16 protein-coding genes and 3 pseudogenes are annotated in these 18,336 nt (G+C 41.7%); 17 read left to right on the forward strand and 2 right to left on the reverse strand.

From position 1 onward, the window contains the following. Positions 1-2 precede the first annotated feature (2 nt). On the reverse strand, positions 3-584 hold the full coding sequence (locus tag C1G53_RS00850; protein ID WP_105117316.1) for a xanthine phosphoribosyltransferase: 582 nt from the start codon (positions 582-584) through the stop codon (positions 3-5). 216 nt (positions 585-800) lie between these two features. Between C1G53_RS00850 and C1G53_RS00855 the strand changes: the two genes are divergently transcribed. The 3 genes and pseudogenes from C1G53_RS00855 to C1G53_RS00865 all read left to right on the forward strand — a co-directional run bounded on the left by C1G53_RS00855 (position 801) and on the right by C1G53_RS00865 (position 4,315). After that, complete coding sequence (locus C1G53_RS00855) at positions 801-2,108, forward strand: nucleobase:cation symporter-2 family protein (RefSeq protein ID WP_105117317.1); 1,308 nt, start codon at positions 801-803, stop codon at positions 2,106-2,108. A gap of 131 nt (positions 2,109-2,239) precedes the next feature. Continuing rightward, positions 2,240-3,968 (forward strand): annotated as a pseudogene (locus C1G53_RS00860) (IS1182 family transposase). Between the two features lie 26 nt (positions 3,969-3,994). Beyond that, positions 3,995-4,315: a DUF5966 family protein gene (locus C1G53_RS00865; protein WP_105117318.1), complete on the forward strand. Its 321-nt coding sequence runs from the start codon at positions 3,995-3,997 to the stop codon at positions 4,313-4,315. A 12-nt stretch (positions 4,316-4,327) separates the two neighbouring features. On the opposite strand, the gene C1G53_RS00870 is transcribed toward C1G53_RS00865, so the two are convergent. Continuing rightward, positions 4,328-5,179: a helix-turn-helix domain-containing protein gene (locus C1G53_RS00870; RefSeq protein WP_105117319.1), complete on the reverse strand. Its 852-nt coding sequence runs from the start codon at positions 5,177-5,179 to the stop codon at positions 4,328-4,330. A 182-nt stretch (positions 5,180-5,361) separates the two neighbouring features. On the opposite strand from C1G53_RS00870, the pseudogene C1G53_RS00875 reads away from it, so the two are divergent. From C1G53_RS00875 to C1G53_RS00945, 14 genes and pseudogenes are all read left to right on the forward strand, one after another. After that, positions 5,362-5,457 (forward strand): annotated as a pseudogene (locus C1G53_RS00875) (epipeptide YydF family RiPP); the annotation flags it as partial. Positions 5,458-5,518: 61 nt separating this feature from the next. After that, on the forward strand, positions 5,519-6,139 hold the full coding sequence (locus C1G53_RS00880) for an ATP-binding cassette domain-containing protein (RefSeq protein ID WP_105117320.1): 621 nt from the start codon (positions 5,519-5,521) through the stop codon (positions 6,137-6,139). A gap of 1 nt (position 6,140) precedes the next feature. After that, positions 6,141-6,866, forward strand: coding sequence for a hypothetical protein (locus tag C1G53_RS00885; protein WP_105117321.1), 726 nt, complete (start codon positions 6,141-6,143; stop codon positions 6,864-6,866). Positions 6,867-7,229: 363 nt separating this feature from the next. Continuing rightward, positions 7,230-8,498 (forward strand): uracil-xanthine permease family protein, encoded by a 1,269-nt coding sequence (locus tag C1G53_RS00890; protein WP_105117322.1) that lies wholly within the window; start codon positions 7,230-7,232, stop codon positions 8,496-8,498. A 195-nt stretch (positions 8,499-8,693) separates the two neighbouring features. Next, the gene (gene rpsO / locus C1G53_RS00895) at positions 8,694-8,963 is read left to right on the forward strand and encodes a 30S ribosomal protein S15 (RefSeq protein WP_002938849.1); all 270 of its coding nucleotides are present in this window, start codon (positions 8,694-8,696) and stop codon (positions 8,961-8,963) included. 401 nt (positions 8,964-9,364) lie between these two features. Beyond that, a complete protein-coding gene (pnp, locus tag C1G53_RS00905; RefSeq protein WP_105117323.1) occupies positions 9,365-11,584 on the forward strand; it encodes a polyribonucleotide nucleotidyltransferase in 2,220 nt (739 codons plus the stop codon). Between the two features lie 53 nt (positions 11,585-11,637). Further along, on the forward strand, positions 11,638-12,255 hold the full coding sequence (cysE, locus tag C1G53_RS00910; RefSeq protein ID WP_024390851.1) for a serine O-acetyltransferase: 618 nt from the start codon (positions 11,638-11,640) through the stop codon (positions 12,253-12,255). Between the two features lie 55 nt (positions 12,256-12,310). Further along, positions 12,311-13,170: pseudogene (locus C1G53_RS00915) on the forward strand (GNAT family N-acetyltransferase). Between the two features lies 1 nt (position 13,171). Continuing rightward, the gene (locus tag C1G53_RS00920; protein ID WP_029171072.1) at positions 13,172-13,945 is read left to right on the forward strand and encodes a nucleoside phosphorylase; all 774 of its coding nucleotides are present in this window, start codon (positions 13,172-13,174) and stop codon (positions 13,943-13,945) included. After that, positions 13,939-14,124: a hypothetical protein gene (locus tag C1G53_RS00925; RefSeq protein WP_029171071.1), complete on the forward strand. Its 186-nt coding sequence runs from the start codon at positions 13,939-13,941 to the stop codon at positions 14,122-14,124. Before C1G53_RS00920 ends, C1G53_RS00925 begins: the two co-directional genes overlap by 7 nt. A gap of 10 nt (positions 14,125-14,134) precedes the next feature. Then, on the forward strand, positions 14,135-15,478 hold the full coding sequence (cysS, locus tag C1G53_RS00930) for a cysteine--tRNA ligase (RefSeq protein ID WP_105117324.1): 1,344 nt from the start codon (positions 14,135-14,137) through the stop codon (positions 15,476-15,478). Beyond that, a complete protein-coding gene (locus tag C1G53_RS00935) occupies positions 15,471-15,872 on the forward strand; it encodes a Mini-ribonuclease 3 (protein WP_105117325.1) in 402 nt (133 codons plus the stop codon). The genes cysS and C1G53_RS00935 overlap by 8 nt, the downstream gene beginning before the upstream one ends. 33 nt (positions 15,873-15,905) lie before the next feature. Continuing rightward, positions 15,906-16,763 (forward strand): helix-turn-helix domain-containing protein, encoded by an 858-nt coding sequence (locus tag C1G53_RS00940; protein ID WP_105117326.1) that lies wholly within the window; start codon positions 15,906-15,908, stop codon positions 16,761-16,763. Between the two features lie 109 nt (positions 16,764-16,872). Further along, complete coding sequence (locus C1G53_RS00945; RefSeq protein ID WP_105117327.1) at positions 16,873-18,003, forward strand: ABC transporter ATP-binding protein; 1,131 nt, start codon at positions 16,873-16,875, stop codon at positions 18,001-18,003. Positions 18,004-18,336 lie beyond the last annotated feature (333 nt).

Below are 18,336 nucleotides of genomic sequence, written 5' to 3' on the forward strand. Positions count from 1 at the left end.
TTTTAAATATCCGCAGCTGCAAAAACAACCTGTCCATCTTGAAATTTTTCAATACGAGCGAGTGAAGTAACAGGGACACCTGCATCCAGTAAGAGCTGGCGACCATCTTGGAAGGACTTTTCGATGATGATACCAACCCCAGCCACTTGCGCTCCGGCCTGTTGGATAATATCAATCAAGCCTTTTGCTGCTTGTCCATTGGCCAAAAAGTCATCAACGATTAGAATACGGTCCTCAGGTGACAAAAACTTACTAGCAATAGAGACGGTGCTGGTGACTTGCTTGGTAAATGAATAGACTTCAGCAGTCAAAATCCCTTCGGTCATAGTAATATTTTTATGCTTTTTAGCAAAAATCATTGGCACATCTAGGCTTTCTGAAACATAGACGGCTGGTGCAATACCTGAGGCTTCGATCGTGACAACCTTGGTAATTTCTTTAGAGCGATAGGCATCTGCCAAGACCTGCCCCATTTCTTTCATCAAGCGAAAATCAACCTGATGGGTCAAGAATGAGTCAACTTTTAAGATGTTTTCTCCTAATACCTGACCATCTTTTAAAATGCGTTCTTCCAAAGCTTTCATGTTTATTTTCTCCTCCAAATGCTACTTTTGTGTATTATAGCATTTTTTTGCCAAAACCAAAACAATAAACGAATTTTTGTGTTGAGATATTGTATATATTGACAAAAATTGTCAAAAAACACGAATATTATTTGTTTGTTGTAGCAGAATGTATTGAAAATGATTGTATTTTCTGATAGACTAATACCATTATTTAGGAATAAAGAAGGAGAAATCATGTCTCAGAAAATTACAAATGAACATTCTTCGGATATGCTTTACGGAATTGATGAACAACCACCAAAGGGGATGGCTGTTTTGCTTGCTTTTCAGCATATTTTAGCGGCTTTTGCAGGAATCATCGCAGTGCCTCTTGTCGTTTCAAGTGCCTTGGGATTATCGGTAGAAGATACTTCTATTATGGTATCAGCCTCTATCTTTGTTGCTGGTATTGCCACCATTTTGCAATCTAAAGGTGTTGGCCCAGTAGGTTCACGTGTCTCTGGTATGATGGGGACGGACTTTACCTTTGCCAATCCAGCTATCAGTGTTGGTAGCCAGCTCGGGATTGCAGGTATTGTAGGAGCAACCATTGCTGGTTCATTTGTAGAAATTGCTCTCAGTCGTTTTGTCAAACCCTTGATGCGCTTCTTTCCACCATTGATCACGGGGACGGTTGTATCCCTCATTGGTATTACCCTCATGCCAGTAAGTATGGACTGGGCAGCTGGTGGAGCTGGCGCTTCAGACTATGCTTCAGTTGAAAATATCAGCATTGCTTTTATCGTCTTGGTCTTCACTTTGGCATTAAATCATTATGGTAAAGGAATGCTGAAAACAGCCTCTGTCTTCTTTGGGATGGTTTTTGGTTACATCTTGTGTATTTTTCTTGGGAAAGTTGATTTGTCAGCTGTAGGAGATGCGGCCTGGTTTGCTCTTCCTAAAATTTTCCATTATGGTGTAAAATTTGACCTATCTTCTATTCTAGCCTTCATTCCAGCCTATGTCGTATCTTTGATTGGTACGGTGGGAATTATGATGGCTATTGGAGAAGCCTCTAACCAGAAGATTTCTTCTGAGCGGGCAGCAAATGGTGTTCTGGCAGATGGTGTTGGTTCCTTGATTGCAGGTATTTTTGGTGCTGGTCCAAATACAGCCTTTTCACAAAACGTTGGCCTCATTACTTTGACAAAAGTTGCTAGTCGTCATGTCATGATTCTAGCCGGTATTATCTTGACCCTACTTGGTGTCTTTCCAAAATTATCTGCCTTGATTTCCATCATGCCCCAGCCTGTTCTTGGTGGTGTTGGGATTATCATGTTCGGTTTGGTTGCTGCCCAAGGGATTAAGACTCTTGCAACGGTTAAAATTGGGGACCGTGAGCTCTTGATTATCTCTATTGCCTTTGCGCTTGGTATCGGTGTGACGGTACGTCCAGAATTGTTGAGCCATCTTCCATCAGCGCTACAAATGGTCTTCTCATCAGGTATTTCAACAGGGACCTTGGTGGCTCTCTTGCTTAATGTCGTTTTGAAAGAAAAATAAGATGAAATAGAGGCTGGGCAAAAACTAGCTTCTCACAATAAAAAAACGAGCAATTCCAATTAGGAGTTGCTCGTTTTCCATTTCATGCTTTATAATTATAATAACCACAAAACAACTAGAGAGGCATGAAAATGTATAAACAGTATAACACAAATCAGTTAAGTTTGGAATTAAATCTTGCTTGGGACTTACCTGCAACGCATGAGGCTCGTCTGATTAGTCAGTTTGTGGATACCATTCCTCAATCTGTTCTCTTAGAAGAAACTTCCCATACTGGTCGTCCAGCCTTTCATCCAGCTATGTTGCTCAAAATGACCTTGTTTGCCTATGCTCGTCAGGTATTTTCTGGCCGAAAAATCGTTCAAATGAATGAAGAAGTTATCCCCATGAAATGGCTGAGTCAGGATACCTACGTCTGTTATCGAACCATCAACAGTTTTCGGGCTAGCACACACGCCAATCAGCTCATCAAATCTGCCTTCATCTACTTCACTCTCCTCCTCAGAGAGAATGGATTGATTGAAGATGAGGCTCTCTTCATTGACGGGACCAAGGTAGAAGCTGATGCCAACAAGTATTCTTTCACATGGAGAAAGGCCGTTGAACGCTATGAAGATGCCTTGAATGGAAACATTTCAGCCCTCTATGACAAACTAGTCCAAGAAGGGGTAAATACTGCCTTGTCCAAGGAAGAATGCCTCACTAGCGAGGGACTAAACCAACTCCTACAAGAAACCGAACAAGTACTAGATGAGGTGGAAGAAGCTATCTCACAAGAGCCGAAAGTCATTAAAGGTGGCTCAGCCAACAGACAGAAACGAAGAATTAAGAAACTCAAGAGAAAGTTGAAAGAAGATTGTCTTGTTCGGAAACAGAAGTACGAACGAGATAAACAGATTTTACAAGAACGAAACTCCTACTCAAAAACAGATCCCGACGCTACATTCATGAGAATGAAAGAGGAAAGAAACAGTCTGGGGAGAGACTGTTTCTTCACGAGCCTTGAAATAAAAGAGCGAGTATGAAGAATGGTCAACTCAAACCGAGTTACAATCTCCAACTTGGTACAAACAACCAGTTTGCCTTGGCTTACGGACTGTATCCGAATCCAACTGACACTCGGACGCTCAAGCCCTTTCTTCAATCCATCCAAACCTTAGAACTCTTTCAACACATTGTCGCGGATGCAGGTTATGGAAGTGAAGAAAATTATAGCTTTATCGTTGATGATCTGGAGAAAACACCTCTAATTCCCTACGGAACCTATCAGAAAGAGCAGAAGAAAAGCTACAAGAAGAGTGAGGCCAATCCTGAAAACTGGACTTACTTAGAAGATTCTGACCAGTGGATAAAACCAGATGGTGTTGTGTATTCATTCAAGAATTATTCACGAAGAACGGACAAGTATGGATTTGAGAAAGATATTAAGATTTACGAAGCTGATCCTGTACAAGCTAGTGAAGAGTTAGACCAGTTAGCACGGACGGAAAAAGGAAACCTCAAACAAATTAAGTACAATCCTACGTGGAACTATTTCAAGAACTTAGTCAAAGAGGAATTGACAAGTAAAGAGGGAGCCTGCATTTATGCCAAACGCAAGGTGGATGTCGAACCTGTATTTGGTAGGATGAAGGGTGTTTTTGGCGTGCGCAGAGTTCATGTCAGAGGTCAAAAAGTGGTTGAAACTGAGATAGGATTTCTCCTAATGAGCATGAATCTCACGAAATTGGCTAAGAAATTAGTCCAAGATAATAGAAACAGAAAGAAAAACACAGACAGTTCGGCTGGATTTCATCAGAAGCAGCTCAATCTATCTGTGTTTTTTATTTACTGGCTAGTTTTTGCCCAGCCTCGTTATAAGCAGTTATCCTAAAAAGAGGTGTAAGATGTTGGAGCAAATTCTACAAAGCCTTTTGATCATCGCAGCAATAGGACTGATATTTCTTATCCCTTATCAGATTGTGAAAGTTTCAGGTACTTTGTTTCTTATCGGGCTCGTCAGTGGATTAGTCTTTATTGAAATCTATGGAATTTACCTCTTCTTTACCGAGAGATACCTCTATACAGAAGATTTGGTAGCTAATGGAGTTTGGAGTTTTACCACCTTCTATACTGGTTTTAATATTGTCATAATTGGTTTGGGTGTTTTAAGTATAGAAAACAGGAGAAAAAAAGAAAAATCTAGTTGGTTAATGTTAACCAACTAGATTTTTTATATATCAAGGATTTATAGGAAAATTCCTTACTAAATTTTCTATATATAATTCAAACATATTTGCAATCGAAGTGCTTCCTACAGTTTTGAAGAAAGAAATTATTGAATTGCTAATTTTCAAGTCAGTAGATTTTTTTTCTAAAAAATTTAAAACTTCATCAAAAAATAATATACAACTTTTTTCATAGATACAATCATCATTTATTTTTAAATTTTTTATAGTTTCTAGTGTTGATTTTGCACGTCGCAAATCTTGTCTATCAATATAGAGAATGATCATATTAATAAACATTCTTATTGACTCGTTCCCATAATATCTAAGTGTCGAGTATTTATTCAGATTATAATTGACTTTAGAAAATACGAGTTCAATAAAGTCGTTGTCAAAAATGAACATGGAATTATTGAATAGAACGGTCTCATAGTGAGTCCATGTCTCTATATTAATAAGGTGAGTTTTCAAAAATTGTTCTTCTGCTTCAAAGTGCTTATTTGTCAATCGACCAATTAGTACTGAAATAAGTGCATGAAAAACTTGTTCTTTAATTGTCGATTTTGTAGAGTAATCATCTAAAAGCGTATTTAATTTTTGGGTATTCTTATTTTCAAAGTGAAGTTTTAAGTTCTCCATATCAAGGAATTCTTGAGGTGACTGAAAATTATTACTAATAAAAAGAAATTCATCTACATTAACATTTAAATTGTTTAGAATGTAAAAAAGTTTTTTTGAGGAGATATCAATTTCGTTTTTTACAAAACGGTAATAAGTTTGTCTGGATAAATAGTCACCACAAATCTGTTTTATTGAAAAATTTTTTTGATGCCTAATAAATTCAACTGTCTGGCCGAAATTCATTATAACTCTCCTATGTAACTTATTTGCAACCAGTATATATGATTTGCAACAAAAAATCAATATGATTTATACCACTGGTAATATAGTTGCATAAATAAGTGGAGGTAAAAGCTATGTGGTTACTACTATTATTCCTATAACTAAGTAATGAAATTAGAGGGACGTTCTTATGAAAAGTATAGGTTTTAACTAAAAAAAATGAATTGGATAATGTAAACGATTTATGGTATTTTGTTAAAAGTTCAAAAAATAGATGGATCGCAGGTTCTGCACACTAACTAATTGTTAATTCTTGGACAGGTTGCTTTCTGAAGCAGGTAAGATTTTGGAGGATGAGTGATGATAGTAAAAAATTATAACCTGGTAATCGGGAAAAAAGTTTTATTGAAAGACTCAGAATTATATTTCGAAGAAGGGACAATAAATCATGTAATTGGACGAAATGGTTCTGGGAAATCTCAACTTGCCAAAGATTTTATTTTAAATAGGGGAGGATATTTTTCAAAGAATATTCCGAATAGAACATTGGTTATTTCGAGTTATTCAAATTTACCCAAGGAATTGACGCTAAATGATGTGATAAAAACAGTAAGCTGGTCTTTGTCAACTGAGATTTATCGATTACTAGGTTTAGAAAATGTGCCAAATAATATTCCATTAAAAAAATTAAGTGATGGACAAAATCAGAAAATAAAATTATATATTTTATTATCTAGGAATAAAGAAATTATTATTCTTGATGAAATTACTAATGCACTTGATAAAGCTACTGTTAATGAAATTCATATTTTTTTAAAAAAATATAGTAAAAAACATCCAGAAAAAATTATTATAAATATTTCTCATGATTTGAGTGACATTAGAACATTGCATGGAAATTATTTTATTATTGATAATCAAAGATTATACCGAATTTCAACAGCAGACGAAGCAATAAAGTGGTATATAGGAGAAATTTAATATGTTAAAAACGGAATTTATTAAGTCGTTTAGAAATAAGACATTACTTTATATTTTTTCTTCTGTTATTTTATCTTATATTTTGGGTTATATTTTACCTGTTGGGATTGATAAAGTTAGTAAACTTAGTATAGGTGATTTTTATTTCAGTACTTACACAGTTTTTACCCAGTTTGGTTTTTTGTTATTTGGTTTTGTAATTGTCTATTTTTTTAATAAGGACTATGCTGATAAAACAATTTTATTCAACTTCTTCTCGGGTAACAATTCACTAAAATTCTTTTTTACAAAAGTGACAGTACTCTTATTTGAATTTGTTTTTTCAATTTTTATTTCTAATATTTTAACAGCATTATTACTTAATTTTAGTAGTTTCCATTTTATATTTTCTTTATTGATGTTTTCAGTAATTGTTCTTCAATATATCTTGATTATTGGCACAATTAGTTTAATATTTTCAAATTTGTTAATCTCGTTAGGAGTATCGCTATTTTATTGGATATTATCTATCATTCTTGTTGCCGTAGGAGGTTTTTTTAAATTCGTTGCAATTTTTGATGCATCTAATTATTTATATGTTCTAGTTGAAAAAGTATTTTCTAAAGGAGAGTTTATTAAACTATATGACTTTGTTGTTGTAATACCTTATATACTAATTTTAATTGTTCTAAGTTTATTTGTAGGAGTAATTTCGAATAAAAGATGGCTCAGAAATGGTCTATTATAAATAGAAAAATTTATACTAAGGATTACCTAAATTAGGTAGTCCTTTTCTTTATTGTGATAACTTTTCCAAGTCCATCTTGTTATGATGATGCTATCTTACGAAAAGTGGAGAAGGAATCGGATAAATAGTAGAAATCGCCTGGCAGCATAGAACTTGCTCCCCGCTCTGCTATTTCCCGAACAATGCCGAAAAAATCTCGAAAATTCCTTGCTAAGATGAAGGGCTTGTGCTACAATACCAAAAGCGTAGGTTTTTAAACTCATCCCGTGAGGTGAGAAAGACAACAGGAAAAATTATTAAGGGCCTATGACTATGTATATTTAGAAAGTCTGGGTCTTTTTGTGTACCCAGAATGGGAGATTTATGAGTACAAAAGCCAATCTTTTGTTTGATGTCCATGAGAAACCAGCACCCTTGCAAGGGATTTTGTTGAGTTTCCAGCACGTGTTCGCTATGTTCGGAGCGACAATCTTGGTGCCTTTGATTCTCGGTATGCCAGTTTCGGTTGCCCTTTTCGCATCAGGTGTCGGAACTCTGATTTACCAAGTGGCAACCCAGTTTAAGGTGCCGGTTTACCTGGGATCTTCCTTCGCCTACATCTCAGCTATGGCCCTCGCCATTAAGGAAATGGGCGGTGATGTGTCGGCAGCTCAGACAGGCATTCTCTTCGTTGGTTTGATTTATGTGCTGATTGCTGCACTTGTTAAAGTTATCGGCACTAAGTGGATTGACAGTCTCTTGCCTCCGATTGTCATCGGTCCGATGATTATCGTGATTGGACTTGGTCTTGCCAACTCTGCCGTGACTTCGGCAGGCTTTGTCGCAGACGGTGACTGGAGAAATGTCGTAGCGGCTATTGCTACCTTTTTGATAGCGGCTTTTGTCAATACCAAAGGGAAAGGCTTCGCCAAGATTGTTCCTTTCTTGATTGCCATCGTCGGTGGTTATGTGATTGCCCTCTTCCTTGGTCTAGTTGATTTCAAACCTGTGATGGAAGCAGCTTGGTTTGAATTGCCAGGTTTCTACCTGCCATTTGAAACTGGTGCCTTCAAGGCCTACAACTTCTACTTCGGTCCAGAAATGATTGCCATCTTGCCAATCGCAGTGGTGACTATTGCGGAGCACATCGGAGACCACACGGTTCTCAGCCAAATCTGTGGTCGCCAGTTCTTGAAGGATCCAGGCCTCAGCCGTACCTTGATTGGTGACGGTGTGGCGACTGCTGTATCAGCCTTTATCGGTGGACCTGCCAATACCACTTACGGTGAAAATACAGGGGTTATCGGTATGACCCGTATCGCATCAGTGTCCGTTATCCGTAATGCAGCCTTGATTGCCATTGCCTTCTCATTCTTGGGTAAATTTACAGCCCTTATCTCTACTATTCCAAGTGCTGTTCTTGGTGGTATGTCTATCTTGCTCTACGGTGTTATCGCCTCAAACGGTTTGAAAGTCTTGATTGAAAGCCGTGTTGATTTCGGTCAAGTCCGCAACCTGATTATCGCAAGTTCTATGTTAGTCTTGGGTCTTGGTGGTGCAGTACTCAACATCGGTGCCATTACCCTGTCAGGAACAGCTCTTTCAGCTATTGTCGGAATCGTCCTCAACCTCATCTTGCCAAAAGCAGAATAAGTTAAAGTAACAGTCAGCGAAAGCTGGCTTTTTTTGAAAATAGCAGAGCTGCTCAGCTAGTTTTCAAATCAGTTGACAAAAAAGACAATCCTTGATAGAATAAATGAGGTCCAAAAGGACAAATCTAGCTTTTTCTTGGTTACAGGTCGCCAACCTGTCACTCGGATTAGGCTCAAAAACAAAGGAGAACATATCATGGCAATCTCAAAAGAGAAAAAAAATGAAATCATGGCACAATATGCTCGTCATGAAGGCGACACAGGTTCAGTTGAAGTACAAGTAGCAGTCCTTACTTGGGAAATCAACCACCTTAACGACCACATCAAACAACATAAAAAAGACCACGCAACTTACCGTGGTTTGATGAAAAAAATCGGTCGCCGTCGTAACTTGTTGGCATATCTACGCCGCACAGACGTTAACCGTTACCGTGAATTGATTCACTCACTCGGACTCCGTCGTTAATATAAGATACGGAGGCGTGAGAAGCACAGCGAAATTAGGAAATTTTTGCAACAAGTTTACTTGTCAGAAAATTTATCTATTTCGCACAGCTTCTAGTCGAAGTTCAATTCAGAAAGAGCCTGTTTTTCAGGTTCTTTTTTTGTTTTTCCCTTTTCTTTTTTCCGAGTTCTTAGGCTGTGTAATGTATTGATTTCTGCTTCAATTTCTCGTTTTTGAGTTACTCATTCGTTTTTCATCTTATTTTAGCAGAAATTGCCTTCTCAATTTCCCACATTTTCCTTCAAATATGATAAAATATGAGGTATGCGTGGTTTTGTGCAAAAGAGAGTGAAACAAGCCTGTTTGATTGTCTTTTGTAGAAAACACGCAAGAAAAATTTCAGAAAAAATAGGAGACAATTCATGTCAAAACAAGTATTTGAAACGGTTTTTGCTGGTAAGAAATTGGTCGTTGAAACAGGTCAAGTTGCCAAACAGGCCAACGGTGCGGTTGTCGTTCGCTACGGTGACTCCACAGTCCTTACAGCGGCAGTTATGTCCAAGAAAATGGCGACGGGTGATTTCTTCCCCCTCCAAGTCAACTATGAAGAGAAAATGTACGCTGCTGGGAAATTCCCAGGTGGCTGGATGAAGCGTGAAGGCCGTCCATCAACCGATGCGACCTTGACAGCTCGTTTGATTGACCGTCCGATTCGTCCAATGTTTGCGGAAGGTTTCCGTAACGAAGTCCAAGTCATCAACACTGTGCTTTCTTACGATCCAGATGCTTCAGCTCCAATGGCAGCTATGTTTGGTTCTTCATTGGCATTGGCAATCTCAGATATTCCTTTCAACGGTCCAATCGCAGGTGTGCAGGTCGGCTATGTCAATGGTGAACTCATCATCAACCCTGACAAGGCTCAGATGGAAGCGTCCCTCCTTGACTTGACAGTGGCTGGTAACAAGGATGCTATCAACATGGTTGAGTCTGGTGCCAAAGAATTGTCAGAAGACATCATGTTGGAAGCCCTCTTGAAAGGTCATGCGGCTATTCAAGAACTTCTTGACTTCCAAAACCAAATCGTGGCAGCAGTCGGCAAGGAAAAAGCAGATGTGGAACTTCTTCAAGTGGACCCAGAATTGCAGGCTGAGATTGTCGCAGCTTACAATGATGATTTGAAAAAAGCGGTGCAGGTTGAAGAAAAATTGGCCCGTGAAGATGCGACCAATGCGGTGCGTGAAACGGTCATCGCAGCCTACGAAGAAAAATACGCTGAACACGAAGAATTCGATCGCATCATGCGTGACGTTCATGAAATCTTGGAACTCATGGAGCACGCAGAAGTTCGCCGTTTGATTACAGAAGACAAGGTTCGCCCAGACGGTCGCCGTGTCGATGAGATTCGTCCGCTGGATGCAGAAGTGGACTTCTTGCCAAACGTTCATGGCTCAGGCCTCTTTACCCGTGGTCAAACCCAAGCCTTGTCTGTCTTGACCTTGGCTCCAATGGGTGAAACTCAAATCATCGACGGTTTGGATGATGAGTACAAGAAACGCTTCTTGCACCACTATAACTTCCCACAATATTCAGTTGGTTCAACTGGTCGTTATGGTGCGCCAGGTCGTCGTGAAATTGGTCATGGGGCCCTTGGTGAGCGTGCCCTTGAGCAAGTCTTGCCAAGCCTAGAAGACTTCCCTTACGCTATCCGCTTGGTAGCAGAAGTCTTGGAGTCAAACGGTTCTTCATCACAGGCTTCTATCACAGCTGGCACCCTTGCCCTCATGGCAGGTGGTGTGCCAATCAAGGCACCAGTTGCAGGGATTGCCATGGGTCTGATTTCAGACGGCACCAACTACACTGTTCTGACTGATATTCAAGGTCTTGAGGACCACTTTGGCGACATGGACTTCAAGGTAGCTGGTACCCGTGACGGGATCACAGCTCTTCAAATGGACATCAAGATTGACGGGATCACACCGCAAATCTTGGAAGAAGCCTTGGCACAGGCTAAGAAGGCACGTTTTGAAATCCTTGATGTCATCGAAGCGACTATCCCAGAAGTTCGTCCTGACTTGGCACCAACTGCACCGAAGATTGACACGATCAAGATTGATGTAGATAAAATCAAGATTGTCATCGGTAAGGGTGGCGAAACTATTGATAAGATTATTGCAGAAACTGGCGTGAAAATCGATATTGACGAAGACGGGCTTGTAGCTATCTTCTCACCAGATCGCGATGCGATTGAGCGGACCAAGGAAATCATCGCTGGACTTGTTCGCGAGGCAAAAGTGGACGAAGTCTTCCAAGCAAAAGTCGTTCGTTTGGAGAAATTCGGTGCCTTTGTCAACCTCTTTGACAAGACAGATGCTCTGGTTCACGTTTCTGAAATGGCTTGGACCCGTGTCAATAAACCAGAAGATTTGGTTGAAATTGGCGATATTGTCGATGTTAAAGTTATCAAGATTGACGATAAAGGTCGTGTTGATGCTTCTATGAAAGCTCTTCTACCAAAACCAGAAGGCTATGTAGAGCCAGAAAAACGCGAGCGTTCTGACAGACCACGCCGTCATAAAGATCACAAAGAGAAAAAAGATAACAACTTTGGTGAATTCAAATTCCACAAGGTTGAAAAGAAATAAGCTGAGTAGACAAGTTCGGTAGCGGGCTTGTCTTCTCGCTAGAAGGAGTGACTATGGGTTGGTGGAAGGACACCATTGAGATTGTAAAAGAAAAAGATCCGGCAGCACGGACCACCTTGGAAGTTCTTTTGACCTACCCAGGTGTCAAGGCCTTGGCTGCCCACCGTTTGTCCCATTGGATGTGGAAGAAAGGTTTTAAATTACTGGCTCGGATGCACAGCCAATTTTGGCGTTTTTGGACCAATATTGAAATTCATCCAGGTGCTGAGATTGCTTCGGGAGTCTTCATTGACCATGGAGCCGGTTTGGTTATCGGAGAAACCGCCATTATTGAATCAGGTGTCATGCTTTACCACGGAGTTACGCTTGGTGGTACGGGTAAGGATTGTGGCAAACGCCATCCAACTGTGCGAAAAGGGGCTCTGGTTTCTGCCCACGCCCAAGTCATTGGCCCTATTGAGATTGGGGAAAATGCTAAAGTGGGTGCAGCTGCCGTTGTTCTAGCCGATGTTCCAGCAGATGTGACAGTGGTCGGTATGCCTGCCAAAATCGTCCGTGTGCATGGTCAAAAAGATGAGAAGGTCATTCATGACATGGAAGGTGGTCGTGAACACTACACGACTAAATTAGCAGAGTTAAGAGAAGCCAGCCATCATTCATCGCATTTGTAGGAAAGCCACATATGGTAAGTCCTATGTGAGTTAGCCCTAGAGAGGAAAAATAAGCATGATAATAGCCACTAATGTCCTAAATCCCCAGCAGTTATCCGCAGCAAAAACCCTGATAAGCACTGTACAATCCCATGACGGAACCTATCGTGACCCTTACCTGTCAAATATGCTCAACTTTGACCCTGAAATGCCAGCTTTTTTCTTGGCTTATCAAGGCGACCAGTTGGTGGGGCTCTTGACTGTGTATGCCGATGATGAGGATGCGGAGCTTGCGATTATCGTGCACCCAGACTACCGCAGACAGGGTCTGGCACGCAAGCTCTATGATTGCTACCAGATGAAGACGGCAAACTATCCTATCGCTAGTGTGACCTTTCAGACCGAACGCGTCTTTCTGGACAAGCACCCAGACCTTGTGACAGCATGGAACTTGGTCGAAGATACGGATACTGAGACATGGCTGGGACGTGAGCGAGAGCCTTATCAGTTCTCACAACAGGCTGAACTCACAGTAAGTTTTGCACAGGCTCACCATGCAGACAGTATTGCACGCTGTAAGACTGCGGCATTCGGTAACGACTATGAGGTGGCACTCCGCTACGTGGTGAAGCCATTGCGGATGAGGATAGTTTACTTTATCTTTTGGAACATAGCGGAGCGGTTATAGGCTCTTGCACAGTAGATATATCGACCGATGATAACTATCTTTACGGTTTAGCTATCGCACCAGACCAGCAACAAAAAGGTTACGGCACCTACTTAGTCAAAGCTGTCATCAATGACCTTATCAGGAAAAACGACAAACCTTTTCAAATCGCCGTCGAAGATGATAACCTCATCGCTAAGCGGCTGTATGAAAATATCGGTTTTACAAAGCAGACACAAGTAGTTTACCTAGACCCAAAAGGAGAATGATATGTTACTAGAAGAATTTGAAAACACCTCTGCTGTTATTGAACCGACGGATAAGGCTATCCGTGGTGGCGGTGAGGTATGTGAGACCATGATTTTCTCCTTCAATGGGGAAATTGTAGATCGTGTCCGTCAGCTAGCTGAGAGCAGAGAAGGTGGTCATTTACAGACCCTAAATGGTCGTCATCCTTGGTATATTTTGAAAAGAGATGGACTGCAGGTTGCGGTCATGTTGGCAGTAATCGGTGCTCCAATGGCAGTTGGTCATCTGGAAGAGCTGAAAGCCTGTGGCTTTGAGAATTTTATCGTTCTGGGTTCTTGTGGGGTGCTGGATAAGTCGCTTGCTGCGGATAAGATTATCCTTCCTAGCTCTGCTCTTCGGGACGAGGGAACTGGTTACCACTACGCACCTGCTAGCGAGGAAATCAGCTATGATTCTGCTTTGCTATTGACCATGGAAAAGGCCTTGGACCAAGCAGGAATCGAACACGTGCGGGCCAAGACCTGGACGACGGATGCTTTTTATCGGGAAACGGCTGCCAAGGTCAAGCGTCGCCTAGCCGCTGGTGCCATGGTGGTCGATATGGAAGCTTCTGCTATCATGGCCTGGGCAAACTTTCGTCAGGCCAAGGTCTATCAGTTTTTCTACACGGCAGACTATGTGGACCACCACAAGAATGAATGGGATACCCGTCGGGAAGAAAGGACGGCTGACAGTATGACCTTCTTTGAAGTGGCCATGGCCATTGCAAGAACATTAGAAAGTAGATCATGTTAAAAAAATTAGTAAGACAAAACTGGCCTTATGTGTTGACCTCCATCGGTGGAACAATTCTATCTATCCTTAAGTTTTCCCAAGGAAACTGGCAGCTAGGGATGATTTGGTTGGCCGCGACAGCTTATTGGCTAGTAAAATTGTATCAAAAGTATCAAGTCCTAAAGAATACTCAGAAGTAATGGAGAAACTATGATTAAAATTTACGATACCATGACTCGCAGTCTGCGTGACTTTGTGCCCTTGGAAGAGGGTAAGGTCAAGATGTATGTTTGCGGTCCGACGGTTTACAACTATATCCATATCGGTAATGCCCGTAGCGTTGTGGCTTTTGATACCATCCGCCGCTATTTTGAATACCGTGGCTTTGATGTGACCTACATCTCCAACTTTACGGATGTGGATGACAAGATTATCAAGGCTGCTAATGAAGCTGGCATGACAACCAAGGAACTATCTGATAAGTTTATCGCAGCTTTCAAGGAAGATGTGGCAAAACTGGGTGTCAAGCCTGCTACCAAAAACCCTCGCGTTATTGACTATATGGATGAAATCATCGATTTTGTGCAGGTCTTGATTGACAAGGGCTATGCCTACGAGGCGGCTGGAGATGTCTATTTCCGTGTGGAAAAGGCAGCCAATTATGCCCGTTTGGCCAACAAAACCCTGTCTGACTTAGAAGCTGGGGCTTCTGGTCGTGTTGAGGGAGAAGGTCAACTCAAAGAACACCCTTTTGATTTTGCCCTGTGGAAAACTGCCAAGCCAGGTGAAGTATCTTGGGAAAGCCCTTGGGGAGCAGGTCGTCCAGGTTGGCATATCGAGTGTTCGGTTATGGCGACAGAGATTTTGGGAGACACTATTGACATTCACGGTGGTGGTGCGGACTTGGAATTCCCTCACCATACCAATGAGATTGCCCAGTCTGAGTGCAAGACTGGTCAGACTTTTGCGAATTATTGGATGCACAATGCCATGCTCAATATCAATGATGAGAAGATGTCCAAGTCCTTGGGCAATTTCCTGACAGCTCATGATATGTTGGAACAAATCGACGGGCAGGTCTTGCGATTCTTCCTATCGACCCAGCACTACCGCCGTCCACTCAACTACACTGAGAAGGCTATTTCAGATGCGGAAATCAATCTCAAATATCTGAAAAATACTTATACACAACCTGTGCAAAACTCTGTGGATAAGTCAGCTCTTGAATTGTATTTGGCAGCCTTTGAAGCAGCAATGGATGATGATTTCAATGCGGCAAATGGGATTACGGCTATCTTTGACTTTGCCAAGTGGATCAACTCAGGCAATTATGATGAAGCTGTAAAAGAAGCCTTTGGCAAGATGCTCGCCGTCTTTGGTATTGTCTTTGAAGAAGAAGTCTTGGACAGCGAGATCGAAGCCTTGATAGCAGAGCGTCAAGCAGCGCGTGCCAATCGGGACTTTGCGACGGCTGACCGTATTCGAGATCAATTGGCAGCCCAAGGCATCAAGCTCTTGGATACCAAGGATGGTGTGAGGTGGACACGTGACTAAGGCAGTAGATGTCAATCTCATCAATGGCATCGCCCTGGCTTTTGAAGGGGATGCTGTCTATTCCATGTATGTCAGACGGCACTTGATTTTCAAGGGGCTGACCAAGCCTAACAAATTGCACGGAGAGGCTAACAAGTATGTGTCGGCCAAGGCTCAGGCAAGCCTGATCTCTGCCCTCTTAGAAGCTCAGCTATTGACCGAAAAAGAGGAAGAGATCTACAAGCGGGGGCGCAATACCAATAGCCACACCAAGGCCAAGAATGCGGACGTGGTCACCTATCGGATGTCCACAGGCTTTGAGGCGGTTTTGGGCTATTTGCACATGACCGAGCAGATCGAACGCTTGGAAGAGTTGGTGTCTTGGTGTCTTGGGTTTATCGAAGCTAACCATTAAGAAACCGTCATGACAGAATGAAAGTGAGGCCAGATGACCAGTAAGGATCAATTACAGAAATTATTTCCAAAAGCAAAAATAGTAGCTGAAAAAGTAGATGGAGTAGGCATTCATTTGCCTCTAGCTGACGGGACTTGGCTCTTGATAGCTCAAGAGGATATCACAGAGCGAGAACGGGGCCTGTTGCAGTTATTCTTGGGTGATCTACCCCAGGAGGCAGGTCATCCTTGGGCTCGTTATCTTCAGGGGACGGGCCCCCTTCCGCAGGCTCTAAGTAAACTTCAAGTTATCCACGCCCATATTTGGACGGTATCAGATGAAGAGGGGAAGCAAGCTTGGCTGGATATGATGACCAAGCTTCTGCCTAATCTTCAGACCTACTACACGACCAATGGTCAGGACTACAGCTTTATCTTAGACAGCTCCTCTCTATTTGATGTTAGAGAAATCCTAGGTGATACCCTTGCGACCATGGAGTTTGATTTTGGGTTGCGAATGACCTTGTTTCTAGGTCAGATCTGGCCAGCAAGACTGCTGCAATCCTGGCCAATGCTCATTCAGGCAGAACAATCTCTCTTTCAGCACTGGAGATTAAGCCATCATCAGTCTGGTCTACTAACTTTTAGTCAGCTTCATCTATGGGCTGGTCAGCTTTATCCTATTATCAGAAGAGGTCTGGGAGATATGATTGCCCACCAGCAAATGGAAAAGGAAATTCAGGCGCTTTGGAAAGAGGGTGCCGTATTAACAAAGGCGGCCCAGTCCCTCTATATTCATCGGAATACCCTTCAGTACCGTTTGGATAAATGGTATGATTGGACGGGCTTGCAATTAAAAGAGTTGACGGATTTAGCTGTTTGCTATCAGGTCATCATGGAACAGGATTTTTAATCTTTTGTGCAAGATGTACAAAAGATTTTTTTATTTTTGTTCACATTGACAGAGAAAAATAAAGCGTTTTCATTTATAATAAAACTATCAAAGAAAGCGAGGATTGAACATGGTTCAATTGAATTTAAAAAATATCTATAAAAAATACCCAAACAGCGAGCACTACTCTGTTGAAGACTTTAACTTGGACATCAAGGACAAGGAGTTTATCGTATTCGTAGGTCCTTCAGGATGCGGTAAGTCAACAACTCTTCGTATGATTGCTGGTTTGGAAGATATCACAGAAGGGGAAGCATACATCGACGGCGTTCTCATGAATGATGTGGCTCCAAAAGACCGCGATATTGCCATGGTATTCCAGAACTATGCCCTCTACCCACACATGACTGTATTTGACAACATGGCCTTTGGTTTGAAATTGCGTAAATACAGCAAGGACGAAATCAAAAAACGTGTAGAAGAAGCTGCCCAAATTCTTGGCTTGACAGAATTCTTGGAACGCAAACCAGCAGACCTTTCAGGTGGTCAGCGTCAGCGTGTTGCCATGGGTCGTGCTATCGTCCGTGATGCCAAAGTATTCTTGATGGATGAGCCTTTGTCAAACTTGGATGCAAAACTGCGTGTATCCATGCGTACAGAGATTGCCAAAATCCACCGCCGTATCGGTGCGACAACCATCTACGTAACCCACGACCAAACAGAAGCCATGACCTTGGCAGACCGTATCGTTATCATGTCTGCAACTAAAAACCCAGCAGGCACAGGTACAATCGGTCGTATCGAGCAAATCGGTAGCCCAGAAGAGCTCTACAACCGCCCTGTTAATAAGTTTGTTGCTAGCTTCATCGGTAGCCCAGCTATGAACTTCTTCACAGTGACGCTTCAAGATGGCGTTCTTGTTGGAGATGGTTTCAAGGTGGATCTTCCAGAAGGTCGTCGCAAACACTTGGAAGAAAAAGGTTACAATGGCAAATCATTTACCCTCGGTATCCGTCCAGAAGACATCAAGGCTTCTCAGTTGGAATTGGACACATATCCATCTTCCATCGTAGAAGCAGAAGTAGTTGTATCAGAGCTTCTCGGTGCAGAAACCATGCTCTACTCTAAAGTAGGTAGCACAGAGTTTGTATCTCGCGTTGATGCACGCGACTACCACAACCCAGGGGATACAGTTCGCTTGACCTTCAACCTCAACAAAGCTCATTTCTTTGATGATGAAACAAGCAAGGCGATTGTCTAACCATTCTAAAATCGTTCATAAAACACCTGACCGTCGGATGCAAATCTGGCGGTTTTTGGCCAAGAACATATAAATACTTGCAATTGCTTCTTGAATTCTATATAATAAATATAGAAAACACTTACAGGAGGTTCCTATGAAGTCGCTACTGAGAAAAAATTCGTTTGGTAGCTCTTTCTATCCTTCTTTACAATCTCATTTTAATCCTCTCCATTTGGCTAGGAAAGGTATCTTCCAAGGAAGAATTTATGATTGCAGTTGCAGGGAATGCGGTCATGATGGGCCTGTCTTTCTTGCATTTGCACAACCAAGTATCAGATGAATTTCATGGAA

The organism is Streptococcus suis, from assembly GCF_002960445.1.
Classification (GTDB): Bacteria; Bacillota; Bacilli; order Lactobacillales; family Streptococcaceae; genus Streptococcus; species Streptococcus hyiners.